The sequence below is a fragment of the Paracoccus sp. 08 genome (assembly GCF_024105395.1).
GTDB classification, from domain to species: domain Bacteria; phylum Pseudomonadota; class Alphaproteobacteria; order Rhodobacterales; family Rhodobacteraceae; genus Paracoccus; species Paracoccus marcusii.
In genome coordinates, this window is the sequence record NZ_WEKR01000069.1 from 25505 (window position 1) to 41819 (window position 16315).

The 16315-nt window shown below is 57.0% G+C and carries 16 protein-coding genes and 1 pseudogene; 10 read left to right on the forward strand and 7 right to left on the reverse strand.

The window, feature by feature from the left end; all coding sequences use genetic code 11:
- Nucleotides 1–332: 332 nt before the first annotated feature.
- The 3 genes from GBO37_RS17605 to GBO37_RS17615 all read right to left on the reverse strand — a co-directional run bounded on the left by GBO37_RS17605 (nt 333) and on the right by GBO37_RS17615 (nt 2956).
- A complete protein-coding gene (locus tag GBO37_RS17605; RefSeq protein WP_252930229.1) occupies nt 333–1772 on the reverse strand; it encodes an IS1182 family transposase in 1440 nt (479 codons plus the stop codon).
- Between the two features lie 192 nt (nt 1773–1964).
- On the reverse strand, nt 1965–2756 hold the full coding sequence (locus GBO37_RS17610) for an IS3 family transposase (protein ID WP_252930230.1): 792 nt from the start codon (nt 2754–2756) through the stop codon (nt 1965–1967).
- Nucleotides 2753–2956, reverse strand: a complete 204-nt coding sequence (locus tag GBO37_RS17615; RefSeq protein WP_252930231.1) for a hypothetical protein — start codon at nt 2954–2956, stop codon at nt 2753–2755. Before GBO37_RS17615 ends, GBO37_RS17610 begins: the two co-directional genes overlap by 4 nt.
- A gap of 442 nt (nt 2957–3398) precedes the next feature.
- Between GBO37_RS17615 and serS the strand changes: the two genes are divergently transcribed.
- Complete coding sequence (gene serS, locus GBO37_RS17620) at nt 3399–4694, forward strand: serine--tRNA ligase (RefSeq protein ID WP_252930232.1); 1296 nt, start codon at nt 3399–3401, stop codon at nt 4692–4694.
- Between the two features lie 238 nt (nt 4695–4932).
- Nucleotides 4933–5334: pseudogene (locus GBO37_RS17625) on the forward strand (IS110 family transposase); the annotation flags it as partial.
- A 373-nt stretch (nt 5335–5707) separates the two neighbouring features.
- Here GBO37_RS17625 and GBO37_RS17630 read toward each other — a convergent pair.
- From GBO37_RS17630 to GBO37_RS17645, 4 genes are all read right to left on the reverse strand, one after another.
- Nucleotides 5708–6457, reverse strand: coding sequence for a helix-turn-helix domain-containing protein (locus GBO37_RS17630; protein WP_252930233.1), 750 nt, complete (start codon nt 6455–6457; stop codon nt 5708–5710).
- 318 nt (nt 6458–6775) lie between these two features.
- Nucleotides 6776–7309 carry a hypothetical protein gene (locus GBO37_RS21690; protein WP_371927625.1) on the reverse strand — a complete coding sequence of 178 codons (534 nt, stop codon included), beginning with the start codon at nt 7307–7309 and terminating at the stop codon, nt 6776–6778.
- A gap of 133 nt (nt 7310–7442) precedes the next feature.
- Entirely contained in the window at nt 7443–8447 is a 1005-nt protein-coding gene (locus GBO37_RS17640; RefSeq protein WP_252930234.1) for a S9 family peptidase, read from the reverse strand.
- Nucleotides 8437–10065: an RcgA family putative transporter gene (locus GBO37_RS17645; protein ID WP_252930235.1), complete on the reverse strand. Its 1629-nt coding sequence runs from the start codon at nt 10063–10065 to the stop codon at nt 8437–8439. The genes GBO37_RS17640 and GBO37_RS17645 overlap by 11 nt, the downstream gene beginning before the upstream one ends.
- A 69-nt stretch (nt 10066–10134) precedes the next feature.
- On the opposite strand from GBO37_RS17645, the gene GBO37_RS17650 reads away from it, so the two are divergent.
- The 8 genes from GBO37_RS17650 (at nt 10135) to GBO37_RS17685 (ending at nt 16295) form a co-directional block, all read left to right on the forward strand.
- On the forward strand, nt 10135–10404 hold the full coding sequence (locus tag GBO37_RS17650) for a hypothetical protein (protein ID WP_252930236.1): 270 nt from the start codon (nt 10135–10137) through the stop codon (nt 10402–10404).
- 436 nt (nt 10405–10840) lie between these two features.
- Nucleotides 10841–11212 carry a hypothetical protein gene (locus GBO37_RS17655; RefSeq protein ID WP_252930238.1) on the forward strand — a complete coding sequence of 124 codons (372 nt, stop codon included), beginning with the start codon at nt 10841–10843 and terminating at the stop codon, nt 11210–11212.
- 88 nt (nt 11213–11300) lie between these two features.
- On the forward strand, nt 11301–11921 hold the full coding sequence (locus tag GBO37_RS17660; protein ID WP_371927626.1) for a lytic transglycosylase domain-containing protein: 621 nt from the start codon (nt 11301–11303) through the stop codon (nt 11919–11921).
- Complete coding sequence (locus tag GBO37_RS17665; RefSeq protein WP_231559042.1) at nt 11918–12238, forward strand: TrbC/VirB2 family protein; 321 nt, start codon at nt 11918–11920, stop codon at nt 12236–12238. Before GBO37_RS17660 ends, GBO37_RS17665 begins: the two co-directional genes overlap by 4 nt.
- Before the next feature lie 4 nt (nt 12239–12242).
- Complete coding sequence (locus GBO37_RS17670; protein WP_042250064.1) at nt 12243–12521, forward strand: type IV secretion system protein VirB3; 279 nt, start codon at nt 12243–12245, stop codon at nt 12519–12521.
- Nucleotides 12511–14889 carry an ATP-binding protein gene (locus GBO37_RS17675; protein ID WP_252930241.1) on the forward strand — a complete coding sequence of 793 codons (2379 nt, stop codon included), beginning with the start codon at nt 12511–12513 and terminating at the stop codon, nt 14887–14889. Before GBO37_RS17670 ends, GBO37_RS17675 begins: the two co-directional genes overlap by 11 nt.
- Entirely contained in the window at nt 14882–15106 is a 225-nt protein-coding gene (locus GBO37_RS17680) for a hypothetical protein (protein ID WP_157020521.1), read from the forward strand. The genes GBO37_RS17675 and GBO37_RS17680 overlap by 8 nt, the downstream gene beginning before the upstream one ends.
- Nucleotides 15093–16295, forward strand: a complete 1203-nt coding sequence (locus GBO37_RS17685) for a transglycosylase SLT domain-containing protein (protein WP_252930242.1) — start codon at nt 15093–15095, stop codon at nt 16293–16295. Before GBO37_RS17680 ends, GBO37_RS17685 begins: the two co-directional genes overlap by 14 nt.
- Nucleotides 16296–16315 lie beyond the last annotated feature (20 nt).

Consider the following 16315-nt stretch of genomic DNA (forward strand, 5'->3'; position numbering starts at 1 on the left):
TGGAGCTCGTGCCGCGGCAACACTCGACAAGACCAAACATCTTCATCGAGCCCCTGTGGTGTAGCGCACTCTGAAATACAAATGCGTCTACCTACATGCTTAGCAAAGCGAATTGCATGCACGCATAGGAGTGTGCAACTGGAGGGAATTTTACAAAAACCGTCGGTCGCACAAGGCCGAGCCTGTGTCAAAACTCGACCAGCGCGTCGGCGCGGCGTGGCGCTTCCGAGTAGTTTGATGCGCTCCGCCGTTTTCCGCCAGCTGGGCCAGTCGTTCGAGCCGGAAGACTTCCATGAGTGTCCCGGCGGAACAGCAAGGGCTACGGGCGGCAATCAGACCTGAATGGCCTGCATCAGCCGCTGGATGCCGATTAGCGCCACCATCCGCTTGATGTTGTAAGCCAGCACCTGCAGTGCCATCTCGCTGCGCACGTTCTTGAGCCGCCGTGTCAGGAAGTGAGTGTGCCCCATCCAGGCCTTGATTGTGCCGAAGGGGTGCTCGACCGTGCAGCGGCGCAAAGTCATTGGATCGGGATCACGGCCGAGCCTCTGGATGGCCGCGTCGACCAGGTCCTCGTGCTCCCACCGGGTGATCCTGCGCTCGGTGCCGGTGGTGCATCGGCTCTGCATGGGGCAGGTCTGGCAACCGTTGACCCAATATCGTCGAATTTGAACGCCGCGCTCTTCGCGGGTGCTGCGATAGGTCAACTCCTCGCCGGCGGGGCAAATATAGACATCGCGCTCGGCGTCGTAGGTGAAGTCGGCCTTCACATACATCCCCTTGGCCGCATTGCCCGACGTGGCCGGGCGCGGCACGGTCGTGGTGATACCGGCCTCTTGGCAGGCCAGGATCTCATTGCCGCTGAAATAGCCCTTGTCGGCAATGGCATGCAGTTTATCGCGGTCGAGCGCTTTCTTGGCCGTGATCGCCATCGGGCTAAGTTGATCGCGGTCGAAGCCCTTGTTGGTGACCTCGTGGGCGACGATCAGGTGGGTCTCGGTGTCGACGGCGCTCTGGACGTTGTAGCCGACCATGCCGCTGTGCCGGGCGCTGGTCGCCATGGCGCGGGCATCAGGATCTGTCAGGGAAATCTTGCCGTCTGGTGCATCGGCCAAGGCCTTGTCCATCTCCTTTAGCCGGTCGATTTCCTGCCGGATCCGGCCATATCGGCGGCCGAGGTGCCGCACCCGCTCGCTCCGAACCTCGCCTTCCTCCTGCCGGTCGATGCGCACCATCTCGTCGATGTAGCGTTCGACATCGGCCTCCAGATGCGCCAGCCGACTGGCGATCTTGCCCTTGGTGAAGTTCCTGTCGCGGTTGTTCACCGCCTTGAACTTGCTGCCGTCGATGGCAACGCAGTCGCCCTTCAGCACACCGATCCGGCGGCACAACTTCACAAACTGCGCGCAGGTCTTGCGGATGGCATCGCCGTTCGTGCGCCGGAACTCCGCGATCGTCTTGTGGTCGGGCACAAGCCGCCCCGTCAGCCACATAACCTCGACATTGCGCCCGGCCTCGCGCTCGAGCCGCCGGCTGGACGGGATGCGGTTCAGATAGCCGTAGATGAAGAGCTTCAGCAGAGTCGCCGGATGATAACCCGGCCGCCCCGTCCTTGCAGCCATGGCACGGTTGAACCCGAGGCCAGACAGATCAAGCTCATCGACAAACAGATCGACAACGCGGACAAGGTCATCCCCACCGATCCAGTCGTCGAGCTGATCCGGGAACAGGGATGTCTGGCTGCGTTGCACACCTTCGATGAAACCGGTCATGGACTGCCCTCCCGACGTCAGGAAAGCATAGCACATCGCTAGGTTTTGACACAGCCTCGGCCCTTTGCGGCCGACCGGCAGCAGTGGTCTACTCACCGCAATTCGAAGTGAATCGACGATGTTGATTTCCACCCAGAACTGAGCCGGGTGTGGAGTGAACCCCATGGGCTGGACCACATCGCACCATTCGAACTAAGCCACTTTCTGGGCAAACAGGGTTTCGAATTCCTCGGGGGTTCTGTAGCCGAGGGCTGAGTGAAGCCTTCTCGTGTTGTAGATCTGCTCAATGAAAATCGGCAAGCGGACTGCCACATCGGCAAAAGTCTCGTAACCGCCTCGATAGACCTCCTCGACCTTCAGGGTCTTTATAAAGCTTTCAGCCTGCGCGTTATGATAAGGATTGCCGACGCTGCTCATCGAACCGCGCAAGCCTGAAGCATCAAGGGCATCCCGATAGCTTTGGGATGCGTACTGACAGCCGCGATCCGTATGATGAATGCAGCCATCGGAAGGCTTTCTGGTCATGACGGCCGCGCGCAGAGCTGCGAGTGCCAGTTCCGTATCCAGATGCTGTGACAATGCATAGCCTATGACTTTGCGGCTACAGGCATCCAGGATGGCGGCCAGGTAGCAGAAGCCTGTGACGACACGGATGTAGGTGAAATCCGCGACCCAGACCCTGTCAGGGCGATCGGGAATGAGGTTGCGATACAGGTTGGGAAAGATTGGAGAGTCATGCCGGCTGTCAGTCGTACGCACAGAGCGCTTGCGGGGCTTGATGCCCAGTCCCGCTACTCGCATGACCCGTGCTACCCTCTTGTGATTGATTGCAAAACCACGGCGCCGAAGCTCGTGGGTCACGCGTCTATAGCCATAGCAGGGTAGCTCATCCTGGACATCTTCGATGGTGGCGGTGAGTTCGCCGTCTGTCAGCTCGAGGGTCCTGGCAGAGCGGTAGTAGTAGGTGCTGCGCGGCAGGTTCATGGCTTTGCATCTCCGTCTGACGGAGCGGCCAAGGGGCCGCTAATCACAAAGGATCTTTCGCTGCCGCCCGCGGTCGACATCCGCGGTGTTTTTTTTGCAAGATCCAGATCCATCGTGAGCTGACCGACCTTACGCTCGAGCGCGGCAATGCGAGCTTCATACTCTGCAATGACACTGGCCTCGGCTTCCTCGTCGTTCAACTCGCCCCGGTCATATTACGTGAGCCATAGCTGAATGAGGTTAGCGGAAAGATTGTGGCTGCGCTGCGCATCGCGCCGCCCAAGAGCACCGGTGCGGATGTCTTGGCAAAGCTGCAGCTTGAACGGCGTGGAATGCCGGCGGTAGGGACCTCGTGATGTCATGGGCCTTCTCCAATCAAGGCCCGTCCAGCGTATCAGTTTTCTAGGGGCCTGTGGTCCAGCCCATGGGGTTCACTCCAAACCCGGCTCAGTTCTGGGTGGAAATCAACATCGACGATATTAATAGTAGTAATTTAGAGCTGTCAAGGCGCCAGATCCTGTCTAAGAAAGGGGTAGAACCTTAATACAGCGAGGCATCTTCTAAAAGATAATCCACAGGGGTTTTACCGGCGTCTTTCTTAAGGTACGCAGGTTCCGTTCGAGTTGCTGCGAAGGTGTGCCTATGCATGACATACATGCTATCCGGAAGAATCCGACCGAGTTTGAACAGGCTCTGAACCGGCGAGGTTTATATGGGCTTACTGCGCAAATCCTGTCGCTAGACAGCGACCGACGCGTTCTCATCAATGCCGCGGAAACGGCGCAAGCCGATCAGAACCGTGCCAGCAAAGATGTGGGTGCCGCCAAGGCCATTGGAAATCAGACAGAATTCGAGCGTCTACGCGCGCTTATGGCTGAGAAAAAGTCGAAAGTAGCGCGTATGCAGGCAGAGGCAGCCACATTGGACAGCCGCCTGCAGGACCTGCTACTCGCCCTCCCGAACCTCCCACTTGACCGCGTTCCTGCGGGTAAAAGCGAGGATGACAATGTCGAATTACGCCAGTGGGGGGATCGCCGCCATTTCGAATTCTCCCCGGCTGAGCATTTCGAGATTGCGGGGGTCAAGCTAGGCATGGATTTTGAGACCGGCGCCAAGCTATCCGGCAGCCGTTTCGTCGTTCTTAAAGGCGGTGTCGCGCGTCTGCACCGCGCGCTAGCACAGTTCATGATCGACCTGCACGTTGACCGCCACGGTCTTCAGGAAACTTGGACTCCAGTCTTGGTGCTGGAGGAGATGATGTATGGAACCGGACAGCTGCCTAAATTTGGCGAGGACAGCTATCAGACTCGCGAAGGACGGTGGCTTATCCCTACCGCCGAGGTAACGCTGACAAATACCGTCAGCGGCGACCTTGCCGATTACGCCAGCTTACCGCGTCGCATGGTGGCTCATAGCCAGTGTTTCCGCTCGGAAGCTGGCAGCGCCGGACGTGACACAACGGGGATGCTGCGTCAGCACCAGTTTGAGAAAGTCGAAATGGTGTCAATTACCGACGGGGAAACCGGCCTTGCCGAACACGACCGCATGACGCGTTGCGCTGAGGCGGTACTGGAAATACTAGGCCTGCCCTATCGTACGGTCATTTTGTGCGCGGGCGATATGGGGCCAAGTGCAGCGATTACTCATGATATAGAGGTCTGGCTGCCGGGCCAAGATCGCTATCGCGAAATCAGCAGCATCAGTTATTGCGGGACTTTTCAGTCGAGGCGGATGAACGCGCGCTATCGACCAGAAGGCGGAGGTAAGCCTGAATTTATGCATACTCTGAATGGCTCCGGCCTTGCGGTGGGACGGACATTAATTGCGGTGCTGGAGAACGGACAGCAAGCCGACGGCTCAGTCCAACTGCCAGCTGCTTTGCATCCCTATTTAAATGGAGCAACGAAGCTGTCCAACACCGGAGATATCATTCGTTAGTATCTTTGTGAATGGTAGTTCTTTCTTTTTAAGTTATTTTCGAAGCTATGATTGAGTTTACGGTGGTGTCAAACTAGGGGCACGCGCGATTAATCGATTTTAGGCCGCCTAGCCTGAGTCATTCAATATCCTTGCTGTTGATTTCCACCCAGAACTGATGGGGTGTATACCCCCTCACGACAGCACTGCGATGTGCCAAAGCGATATTGGACAATGTCACAGGAAGGAGGGGTTATCACTGGCAGAGATTAGCATCGTCGGTCTGAATCTGGCAAAGCGGGTCTTTCCGGTTCATGGCGGAACTTGCGTTGGGTGCGTTATATGCCGATGGAAGCTCTCGCGGAGCTAAGGGCTTCATGTCTTCGCGCAGCCGCCGCCTTGCGTGGTTGCAATGGTGGCTTGCACGACGGCCCATTTCTGGGCTCGGAAGATCGGCGCACTCGACCATGAGGTGAGGTTGGTGCCACCCGCATACGTGAAGCCTTTTGTGAAACGTCAGAAGAATGATGCGGCAGATACGGAGGCCATCGCAGAGGCTGCGAACCGTCCAACTATGAGGTTTGTCGAACTCAAAACGAACGGCCAGCAGGCCCGTGCTATGGTGTTTCGAACCCCTGATTTGTTCTTGCGGCAGCGCACGAGTTAGGTGTGCCGCGGACACATCCGGTGCACAACGAGGAGCAAACTGCCGCGCCTTTCGTTGTTGCGACGCCGATCTGGAGTTACTACGCATTTGTGCCCCCGCGGTGGTCGTTTATCAGTTTGCTAACACTGGCCTGAAAGGGCGCAGCACAGGCATAAGGCTGGAAAAAGCTTTTCTGGAACGCTTCATCGCTCAAAACGGGCTCGCACGGCTCCTCGGCCGCAATAGGGTGTCATTCATAGCCAGTACAACGGCGCCGCCAGAACTACGGTTTGATCTGATGGTCCTAAGCGTGCCCATCAGCCCGTCTTGTTCGGGTTGGAACTGCGGCGCGGGCGCGTTACCGGCCGAATGTGCAATTTCATCAATGTCATAAAGTATAAGAGAAGAAGGTAGATTGGAATTCAGTCCGCTTGGCGGACTCGCGTAAATCTATGGCCTTGCCCATCATCGCCAAAGCCTTCGCAAGATCTGAGTCCTCGATCTTGAACGCTGCCAGTCCAGCAAGGTCGAGGGTCTCGACATGCTCTGCTTCCACTGCAAAGCGGTCCTCGCGCGCTGCCTGGTCGTCATCCGGCGCTGCCGGCCGACCAGCCCACCGCCCGAGAAGCGCAAGGGCGCGCTTAGGGGCGGACAAGCGATAGGCATTGCTGACCTGTCGGACCTGCGGCCCCCGGCCCTCATTCGGGGCAGGCTCAAAGCGGCGCAGCCAGTCCAAAAAGCCGTGATCGCGCAGTGCCTTTAGTGCCCGCACAACCGCGTCTCGAGACCGGCAAAGTTTTTCGGTGATGTAGTCCAGGGACGGATCCAATCGGCCCGACTTGAAGTTCACCAAATTCGCGAACAGCGCTAAAACCTCCAAAGCGATGCCGCCGAGGGGTCCGTTCCGCTTGCCAGGTTCCTTCTTTACCCGGTCATAGTATCGGGCGGCCATCAAGACCTTCTGTACGTCCTGGCGTGACGTCCCGCGCCAGAACGATGCCTCACAAGATCCCTTACGACGCGAATTGCGGTGGATGGGTTTGCGATCGGCCGCACTGCCATCGGCACGCGTGCCATCAATAACGCCGTCTATGCGTTTGAAAAAATTGCCGCGTTCTGCGGCCTCTCTGGTATTCATCTGCTGCTCCTCGATCAAGAAGCGCGGTGTCCGCAGGCAAGCCGTATCCGTTCGCACAGATGCGCTTTTTGCTCTTGATTTTCGGGAGTGGGAAGGTAACTATAGCAGTCGAACATCTTGCTAATTCAGGTCGCCAAACCTGTGTTACCAAACCCAAGCCCCCTCGTGCGGACCCCCGCGCGGGGGGTTTCCTGTTGGGTGGGTGGTTTTATCTGATTCTGCTCGTCCCTCTCTTTCCGGGCATTTTGCCGCATAGCCTACGCCAAAGGCGCCGAAGTGGCTGATGAATAAATGACTGCCGGCGCCGAATGACCCGCGTCAGTAAGTCTCCCAAATGATTTCGGAAATCTGACCGCTGTAATCCATGGTCCTCATCGCAATGCCACGCCTCGTTCCGGCTTGTTCTCCACCGTGATACCCTACCCGGTCACGAACCCACAAAGGCGCGTCCTGCAGGCGGATACTGATCCAACGAAACTCGCCGGCCTCGTCGTAGAAGCCCCGCTGCGTCGAATCTGATATCTCGATGCCCTCACTGTTCCGCTGACCACGATAGTTGACGTGGTAAACCTCGATGCCGTCACGATAGCCCCTTAAATCGTCTGTCAGACCATCGCTGCCCATGTTGGGCAGCGGCGGGAGACCGCTGGCACGCAGCGGGCAGTTCCAGAGCTGCAAGGGCGGCTCAACGGGCCACGGCGTAACGCGACGGATCATTTCGATCTTGGCTGCTGTGCATTCCGCTGATGCAGGGAAGCCGCCAGCCAGACAGAGAAGAATTGCGCAATCGATCGGGTAGGATTGCGCAGCGACACGCATCGGTGTCACAACGCCCGCCGACACGGCGATCATCACTCCCAACGTGACTTGGCCTAGACAACGCATAACCACTTCCTCAAAGCAACGATCCTATACGATGTCTGTCATCAGTATAAGATCATATAGAGCCTTTGAGAACGCTTTGGCAACGCCTAGAGGTCATTCTTCACCCTGTCAGAAACCGGATCGTGCGAAGACCTGCCGGTAGGATGTAAGGTGGCAGCGAAAACGAATAGTGCCCGCAGTTCAGCTGTAGGGTGTCCACCCTCGCCCCGGCCTGGTTCAACTTGGTGATCAAAGGTTCTGCCAGATGGGGCAGCACTACAGTGTCTCTGGTCGCAACGACAATCAGAAGCTCCAGACCGGGCCGTGCCAACTGCTCTGTATAGTTTTCGAGATTCAGCGGACTCCACACTCTGTTGAGTTGCGTGGTGTCGATCTGGCCCTCCAAGCTGGCGCGAACGTGCTTCGTAGCATCTCCAGTCCAAACCATATCGGCCAGACTACCTGCGGTCAGAAAAAGCCCTGCCTTCCTAACAGCTCTGTCTGTAGCGGCAACAAGGCCAGCGATCCAAGACCCAAGGCTTATGCCCAAGACCGAAATATGCTCATAGCCCTCACGTTCCAGGATGCGTATCAGCTTCCGCCCATCCGATACGGCTTGTTGAACCGACTGTAGTGTCCGGCCCAAATTAGAGCTGATCATATAATCCGCATATGACGATTCCGACCGGGACCGTTCAAAGTGATACGGCATAGCAATCTGGACTACCGTAATTCCCCGCCTCGATAGGAATGCAGCGATCTGCTTATATCTCGATCTCGCATTCCAATGATGAAAAACAATAAGGGCGCGTTTTTTGGTAATGCTGTCAGTTACTTTGGCTTGAATACGGTCGTTCTCCGCAACGCCCGTTTTAATATCAGACTGATACTCGATCCAGCCATCTTTCCATGTATAGTTGAAATTAGACTTCGCGGGTTCTTCAAAAAATGAATCATCAGCGACAGCTCGCTCAACCAAACGTATGAAATCAGCAATGCCAATATTTTCACTTTCCGGTATAGGAAACGCAAGATGCGCGTCCAGACTGAACACAGTTTGGCACTTTAAGGCGTTTCCACGCTGCGCCCGTTTATCATCCCAACGATCCAGCCAGCTATGATACATCAACGCGCCTTTCCACATTGCCATACCGGGATCCAAACCATGGATCAAAGAGGCCATAGGCCGCGAGAAGTATGGAAAGACCTAGAATGATTGAAAAGCCATTGACCATCCCGATAGCCGTATAGGCTATGACCAAAGACAGGACACAACCTGCCATTTTTACACGGGCATTTCCAGACCGCCGGACAAGCCCCACTTGGGAAAGTGCATAAGCGAACGTAAATACTGTTATTATGACAATAAGCAAACTTGTATATTGGTTAGGAGTGCTGAATTCTTTGTGGCTACGAATAGTGTCGCTCCCAACCGTTACAGCGTAAAAGTCATTCACGAGCCAGCTTATGATATTACTACTGTCCGTAACCAAGTAAACAGACTGGAGCTTCATGCAGATTGCAATTAAGATGCCTGATATAGCACACCTGAAAACACCTTTGGAAAGTTTTTCGCTGACCTTCAAGATAGCATCTGACGGGTTGTCATCGACAATCCTCTCTGACTTACGTTTAATGTCCCTATAGTCATATGCCAACGTGTAAAGTAAAATAAGCCCCACTAAGAAAAGATAGAAGCAGAGACACATATACAGGTAAGCAATTCCGGTAAAGAATGCCTGGGCCATTACGGACGTCAGCTCAGGGCGTATGATGCCAATTGACCCCCAATCAATCGCATAATCGCGACTACCATCAATAAGGGGCAATAAGCGAACACTGACCCACTGGAAAATACCCGCAAATCCTATGCAGACGAGAAACACTGACCAGTAGGTAAGCTGCGAAGCCTCAACCTTTTTCAACCATCCATTATTACCCTCTGAACTACCGCTTGCTGCAACAAGCAGGGCTCGCCCCTCATTTTTCCAGAAGGCTATTACCTCATGGCAAAAGCCGAGAAAGAGAGGCAAGAACACCATGAAAAGAAGAGTCCAGTTTGGAGCCCAAAAAAAGCCTACTTGCTTCAATGGTCCATTGTTTTCCGCGTAGGTAATACTATGGACACCCAGGAAGACAGACATAAATCCAAGCACCGCTGCGCCGGCAAAGACTGATACCGGTAGGTCTAGGAACGATCCCCCACCAAAGATTGCCTCTGATGTTCGGGCCAGACTGAAGCGTCTTTTGGGCTGAGTATCATCAGGAAGATCGTCGTCGGCATCGATCACGATCCCGTCGCCAACTTCGACTGCTATTTCTTCTAGGTTGCTTGCCTCAGAGGCGCTGCTGACCAAAGATTTCTGCCGCTCACGTCTTTGGACAACCAGCTGCCTTTGCGATGCACTCAATTCAGCTTGCCAGGCGCTTGTCGCCTTGGGGTCGTCGCAGCCAAAGATCCGTGCAAGCCATCGGATGTTCTCTGGACTGATGCCTTTGTCGTTGTCTTGGAACCAGAGCTGGACAGTGCGTAGCTCTATCCCTGCCCGGTTTGCGTCGATCAATGAGATCGCTTCAGCGAGAAGGTCTGCCGTCCAAGGGCCTTTTGGAAATCCGTTTTCGTCAACCGGTCGCCCGGCTCCTGCCGCCGCGAGGTTCTTGAAAAGCACCTTGAAATCTCTGCCACTAGCATCAGGCTGAACGAAAAACTTTCCATTTTTTATCAGCATGTTGGAGGGTTTCATTTCGTTCTGTTTCGCTCAATTTCGTATCGTGCCGTGATCAGGCCGCGGACCATAGTTCATTAACCAGAAATGAACAAATCGCCGGTGGATGGAACTCGCTGCGTTGCCACACACCGCGCCGCCCCTGGGAGTAATGATATGGGTATTCAAGGCAGCAAAATCGTGTCTGTCGATGACGATACGACTGGATCGCTCAACGAGAGAGAGCAGGCTCATCCGATCAAACGTGTCTTGGATCAGGGATCGCGGGAAGTCGTGGGTTGGCTCTACAAGTGGAACACTGGGCATGTCGCCATCATGTGGAAGGGCGAGAGATGCGAAAACGTGATCTACGAATGAGGAATGTGCAAACTGCACATTGCTCATAGCACCCTATAGCCCCGGCCCCGTGCATTAGGGCGGTCTTCGGGCCGCCCTGCTTATTTGTCACGCAAGACACCCATCACGGTTCAGGCCCATCATCAGGTCTGCCCGCCATGCTTCTTATGAGGCGTCGCTTGGAATGCCCATGCAAGACGCAGCAGCAAATCCCGGCATTGTAGCAAAGGCATTCTGCCGCGGGCTGAAGACAATCCTGCACGCAACACTCCCCCTAGCCAGCACAGGCCGCACCCTCCGAAGTAGCTTTAATTTGTTTGGTCAGCGCCCTACTGATGGCTGCGCAGGAGAAAAGTCGCGTCAATCAATCCTATAGGGTTGTTGTCAATATTATATTATCGTAGAACTGGGCTGCCCGAGAAGGGTGCCTGGTCCTACCGGTTGGAGGACCACAGGCGTGGAAGAAATAGAGCTACAAAAAGAAACGCCGAATGTGGTTACAGAACCCAGATTCAGAAAGCTCGTTGCTAGCGGCTATCTCGCTGAGGTCGTTTGCCAAGCGGCGGCCTACCGCAAAGCATCCGTCTGGTATGGCGAATGGATCGTTCGCGTCGTTAATTCAGAAGGGACTTTTGAAAAACTCCTCGTCACGACACCACGAAAGGTCGATGATATGGACGAAATTAAAGTCAGGGTTTTCAGAACAATTAACGGCCTTACTTCCTTCATGCACGAAGCCGGATTCAGGCACGTGGATGTTCCGCTGTTTGATAAAGAGCGGACCGTCCATTCAACATCAACAAATCCAGAAGATAAGAAAAAGAGCTAGGTCTTCACTATCCTCCTTTTCTCCGGCAATGGCTGGCTGCCTGATAGGGCTTCTTCCGCTTAATCCAGGCCACTCCTTTGCAAATGGCATGGTTCTCGTGCCCGGCTCCGATGGAGCCTTTCAATTCAGAGAACAAAGCAACGGCTTCGCTCGCCATTTCGGATCAGGCGGGCAGCCGATAATTCCAGAGGCTGAACGCCCGGCATCCCCTTCCCAAGACTCCATGTCGTTTCTTGCAGAACCGGAAAGCGGTTTTGTCGCGCCGCGTGCAGTTTCCGGAAGCGAAGAAATCCTCAACGCAATTGATCAGACCGCAATGCGCTACGGCGGTCACGTCGCCCTGCGCAAAGCCGGAATGTCAGTCATGGAATGGCGGCATTTCTACCGTGCCAATATTGAAATCGAGAGTGCTTACAACCCTCGGGCGCGGAGCCATGTCGGGGCTATCGGCCTCGGCCAGCTGATGCCAGCCACCGCCGCAACGCTCGGCGTGAACCCCCATGATATGCACCAGAACCTCGATGGTTCTGCACGATACCTGCTCCTTCTTCTTGATCGGTTCGGATCAATGGAGCTGGCACTGGCTGGTTATAACGCTGGCCCTGAAGCTGTCGCGCGCCACGGGGGCATTCCGCCCTACCGCGAAACCCAAGGCCACGTCCGCAAGGTGATGGCCGTCTTTTCCCGATTGAACGGAGACATCCTATGACCAAATCAATGCCGGTTTCGGCACTCAACCTGCTGCTCTTTGCCTTGCTGGCTGTCGGCCTTTTCATGCTGATGACAGAGCCTGCAATGGCCCAGGGGCAGATCAACCTCAGCCCGATTACGAACATTCTGACCGGAATTGCCGACACCCTTACCGGGCCGCTTGGCCGGGCCATGGCAACGCTGGCCGTGATCGGCATCGGCGCGGCTTGGCTGATGGGCTACGTCGATTTCCGCACTGTCGTCTATGTCGTCGCGGGCATCGCCATCGTCGCCGGCGCCAGCGTCATCGTGAACGCGATGTGGGGCACTCAGTAATCTCATGGTTAAACGGTCCCCGCTGTTCCTCGGCCTCATTCGCCCGGCCCGCATTATGGGTCTTCCGATGTTCTATGCCGTGATCTGGATGGTGGGGTCCGTCCTGGCTTTCGTGTGGGTCCAGAGTTTCTGGACCCTCACATTCACGGCCCTGTCCTATCCGGCCCTTTGGATCGCTGCCGAATGGGACCCGCATTTTTTCGATGTGGTCACGGTCGTAAGCAAAAAAACCCGCCGAACCAAAAACCGCGATCAATGGGGTGCTGATAGCTATGAACCGTAATCTTCGGATTGGGCCTGCCGCCCTTGATGCCCTGCCCGCATGGGCCAGCCGGGAACAATCGGTGGCTTCAATGCTGCCATATGTCTCGCTGATCGACGACCTGACCATCCGCACCAGGGGCAATGAGTTGTTCCAGTGTATCCGCGTCTCCGGGCTGAACAGCCTGACCGTCGCCGATGAAAAGCTGGACCGGATGAAGGAAATTTTCGCCAGCATCATCGCCCAGACCGGCGACAAGTTTGCCTATACCGTCCACAAGGTATCGCGCCGCATCGACACGGCCCTTCCGCCCGTCGCGGATGATGGGCTTGCTGCCCAGATCGACCGGCGTTGGCAGGCCCATATGAGCCGCGCCAACCTGCGCGAACACACCATCACCATAACCGTCATCAAGCGTCCTGACGTGCTATCGAAGATCCCGTTCTCGCAGCGCCAGTCTCAGGAAGCTCTGGCCCGGCAGATCGACGGCCAGGTGGGCCAGCTGCAAGAGGTCGTGGAGTTTCTCTGCTCGGCTTTGTCAGGCATGAGCCCGCAAGTGCTGACCGCATCTAGCGGTCAACTGCTTGGCTTTCTCGAAAGCATCAATACCGGGATCGAGGTTCCGACATTTCACACGTCGCTGGACCGGACCATTGCGGAAACCGTCAGCAACACACGCGTCACCTTCAAGGGCGACAAGATTTACCTGACCGGGGGCAGCCTGCCGGATCGGGTGGGCATGATCTACTCGATCAAAGAGTTTCCGCGCGAGTCCTTCGTGACCATGTTCGATGAACTGGACCTGCCCGTCGATATGGTGGTGTCGAACTACTACGTTCCGGTCAACAGCGGCATCATGGAAGAGCGGATCGCGCGGGAACTGCGCCGCCGCGCCGCGATCAACGACAAGGCCGCCAACCTAATCGAGGCCGTGCAACAGGCGCAAAACCGTCTGGCTTCCGGTGAGATTTCTTTCGGACAGCATCAGATGGCGGTCGCCGTCTATGCTGACAGCGAAGCGGAGTTGGCAAAGATCAGCTCGATGATCCGCAACATCGCCGTAGGCGCGGGCGTCAAGATGATCGCGCAGGGCTATACGGCCCGCACCGTCTATTTCGGCCAGCATCCCTGCAACCGTGCCTTCCGCATCCGCGAAGGCGCGATCACCAATGAACAGTTTGCCGACTTCGCGGCGCTGCATCGTGCAGCCATGGGCAAGAGCGGTGAAAATGTGCCTTGGGCCACTCCGATTACGTGGTTTCCGACAATTTCGCGCAGTGCCTACCGCTTCAACTTCCATGAAGAAGGCGATCCGAAAAAGGAACCAAGCAACGGTCACACGCTGGTCCTTGGCCGCATGGGGTCGGGCAAATCCGTGCAGGCGGCATTCCTGGCCGCACAAGCGCAACGTGTCGGCGCGCGGGTCTTTGTCTTCGACTATCGCCGGGGCATGGAAATGGCCGTGCGCGCCTTGGGCGGCCGGTATTCCGAACTGAAGGCAGGCGAACGCACGGGCCTCAATCCTCTTTGGATCGAGACGGACACGTCCGGGCAGGAATGGCTGAGCGATTGGATCATTCACCTGATGGAAACCGGCCATAGCCAGCTCCAGCCGGAACAGTCCCGCGCGGTGCGCGACGCTGTGCGCCAAAACGCAGAGGCGCGAAATCCCAACCTGCGGACCTGGACGCAGTTTGCACAGCTGGTCGGCTCCACCCATGACGGGGGCGCGCTGGCGGAACGGCTGAACGAGTGGACCGAGGGAAACCGCTTCGGCTGGATTTTCGGGCGCGAGGTCGAGGATACCTTCTCGCTGAACGGCCAGTTTGTCGGCTTCGACCTGACGGACATTCTGGATAGCGAAAATCAGAAAGCCCGCATGGCGGTCCTGTCCTACATCTTCCGGCGCATCGAGCGGCAGATCGAGGACAAGCGCCCCACGATCATCATCATTGATGAGGCGTGGAAGGCGCTGGACAACAGCTACTTTGCGGGCCGCATCGAAAACTGGCTGGTCACGGCGCGCAAGCAGAACACGGTCGTGGTGATGATGACGCAGTTTGCGCATCAGCTCCAAGCCTCCGCGCATGGCCGGACCCTGATGCAGGCACTGCCCACGAAAATGCTGCTGCCGAACAAGGATGCCAGTGCCGAGGACTATGCCGGGCTGCCGCTGAACCAGAAAGAACTGGAAATCCTCATGGGCGTGAATCCCGGTTCGCGGATCGCCCTGCTGCGATCCGATGACGGCTCGCATGTCATCGACACAGACCTTTCGGCCCTTGGCCCGCTCCTGACCATCCTCGGCGGCATGAAGGCCGGTGAGGCGCTGGTCGGCGCGGACTACCGGACCCGCCCTGATTTTTGGAAAGGATTTGAAAATGCGTAAGCATGCCCTCTGCGCCGTTTTGGCGTCCCTGGCCCTGTCTGCCTGCGCTGGCACCCAATCAAAGCCGGTCAGCAGCAAGTGCTTCAATGCGCGGGGTGATCTGACCTGCGATCTGCGCCCCCTGCCAGAACTGTGGGGCGAGGCGCGACAGGACGCTGTGCGCCAGGTGGGCGTGTATGAGGGTGCGGTCGAGGATGGTCCTTATGCGCAACGGTGATCCGCGCTCCATGCCCGCAAAAGGCCCGCGCGAGACGTCAAGGATCGAGCAAGGGACTGCGGGCAGCCTGGCGGTGGCTCTGGCGGCCCCTGTTCTTGCCCTGATGCTGTCCAGCACGGCGATGGCGCAAGGTGTGCCGGTTGTCGATCCGGCCAAGAATGCCCGCGAGGCGGAGATCACCCTGCGGCTTGAAGCGGACCTCGTTCGGCAACGGCAGAAGGCCGAGGAAGGCCGCAAGCGTGTCGAAGCCGAACGGGAACAGGTCGAGGCGCTGGAGGCGGTCACCGAAGGGATGACCCTGCCCGATGATGGGGCGGGGGCCGAGGAAACGGTTCGGGGCTTAGAGGAAGGCTTTGCGCCGTCTGCGGAAGTCTATGCCACCGACAACAGCGCCGCGGCGGACAGGCTGTTTAGCGGCGAGCGTGAGAACGTCGAACAGATCATCATCCGGGCGGCGCAGGACACGCACCACATGCAGCGTGCCGGGCTATCTTTGATCCAGTGGCGGTGCTGGTTGCAGGCTCTGATCTGGCAGGAAAGCCGGTTCAATCCCCATGCTCGCTCGCCCGCCGGGGCCTATGGCTTGACCCAGATCATGCCTGAAACCGCCGGTGATCTAGGCATCAGAGACACTTATGAAAGTGATCCCTATGTCCAGGCCGAGGGTGGCGCGCGTTATCTTGCACAGCGGCTGAACGAGTTTGACGGCGACATGACCCTGGCACTGGCCGCCTATAACGCCGGGGCGGGTAATGTTCGCAGATATGGCGGCGTGCCGCCGTTCAAGGAAACCCAGAACTACGTCCGGATCATCCCGACCAAGTATCAGGAATACATGGCGGCGCTTGGCGCGGCCGACCAGATCGGCAGCATCGAGGCCAGCTACATGGCCAATGCCGAGAAGGCGATGATCGGCGGGGCCACGGCGGAATATGCCGACGAGGCCGGACAGGACATGGGGCTGGCGATGGCGCGCCTTGAGGAAGCCATGTCCCGTATCGGAGAGACCACCAACGCAGCAGAGGCGATGGCCCTGAACAGCTATGTGCGCGCCGAATTTGTGCGCCTGCTGGTCATCAGGACGCGCCTCGTCGCCACACGCTCCAAGCCGATGACGGCAGAGCAGATCGCGGCTGCTTCTGCCTTCGCGCAGGAACGCGCATTCATGAATTTTGAAGGGGGATTGTAATATGCGGATTGCATTCAAGG

Bases quoted from the DNA above. Each gene is read 5' to 3' on its own strand.
- GBO37_RS17605 (WP_252930229.1), bottom strand. From the start codon at position 1,772: ATGACCGGTTTCATCGAAGGTGTGCAACGCAGCCAGACATCCCTGTTC.
- GBO37_RS17610 (WP_252930230.1), bottom strand. From the start codon at position 2,756: ATGAACCTGCCGCGCAGCACCTACTACTACCGCTCTGCCAGGACCCTC.
- serS (WP_252930232.1), top strand. From the start codon at position 3,399: ATGCATGACATACATGCTATCCGGAAGAATCCGACCGAGTTTGAACAG.
- GBO37_RS17630 (WP_252930233.1), bottom strand. From the start codon at position 6,457: ATGAATACCAGAGAGGCCGCAGAACGCGGCAATTTTTTCAAACGCATA.
- GBO37_RS21690 (WP_371927625.1), bottom strand. From the start codon at position 7,309: ATGATCGCCGTGTCGGCGGGCGTTGTGACACCGATGCGTGTCGCTGCG.
- GBO37_RS17640 (WP_252930234.1), bottom strand. From the start codon at position 8,447: ATGTATCATAGCTGGCTGGATCGTTGGGATGATAAACGGGCGCAGCGT.
- GBO37_RS17645 (WP_252930235.1), bottom strand. From the start codon at position 10,065: ATGAAACCCTCCAACATGCTGATAAAAAATGGAAAGTTTTTCGTTCAG.
- GBO37_RS17650 (WP_252930236.1), top strand. From the start codon at position 10,135: ATGAACAAATCGCCGGTGGATGGAACTCGCTGCGTTGCCACACACCGC.
- GBO37_RS17660 (WP_371927626.1), top strand. From the start codon at position 11,301: ATGGTTCTCGTGCCCGGCTCCGATGGAGCCTTTCAATTCAGAGAACAA.
- GBO37_RS17665 (WP_231559042.1), top strand. From the start codon at position 11,918: ATGACCAAATCAATGCCGGTTTCGGCACTCAACCTGCTGCTCTTTGCC.
- GBO37_RS17670 (WP_042250064.1), top strand. From the start codon at position 12,243: ATGGTTAAACGGTCCCCGCTGTTCCTCGGCCTCATTCGCCCGGCCCGC.
- GBO37_RS17675 (WP_252930241.1), top strand. From the start codon at position 12,511: ATGAACCGTAATCTTCGGATTGGGCCTGCCGCCCTTGATGCCCTGCCC.
- GBO37_RS17680 (WP_157020521.1), top strand. From the start codon at position 14,882: ATGCGTAAGCATGCCCTCTGCGCCGTTTTGGCGTCCCTGGCCCTGTCT.
- GBO37_RS17685 (WP_252930242.1), top strand. From the start codon at position 15,093: ATGCGCAACGGTGATCCGCGCTCCATGCCCGCAAAAGGCCCGCGCGAG.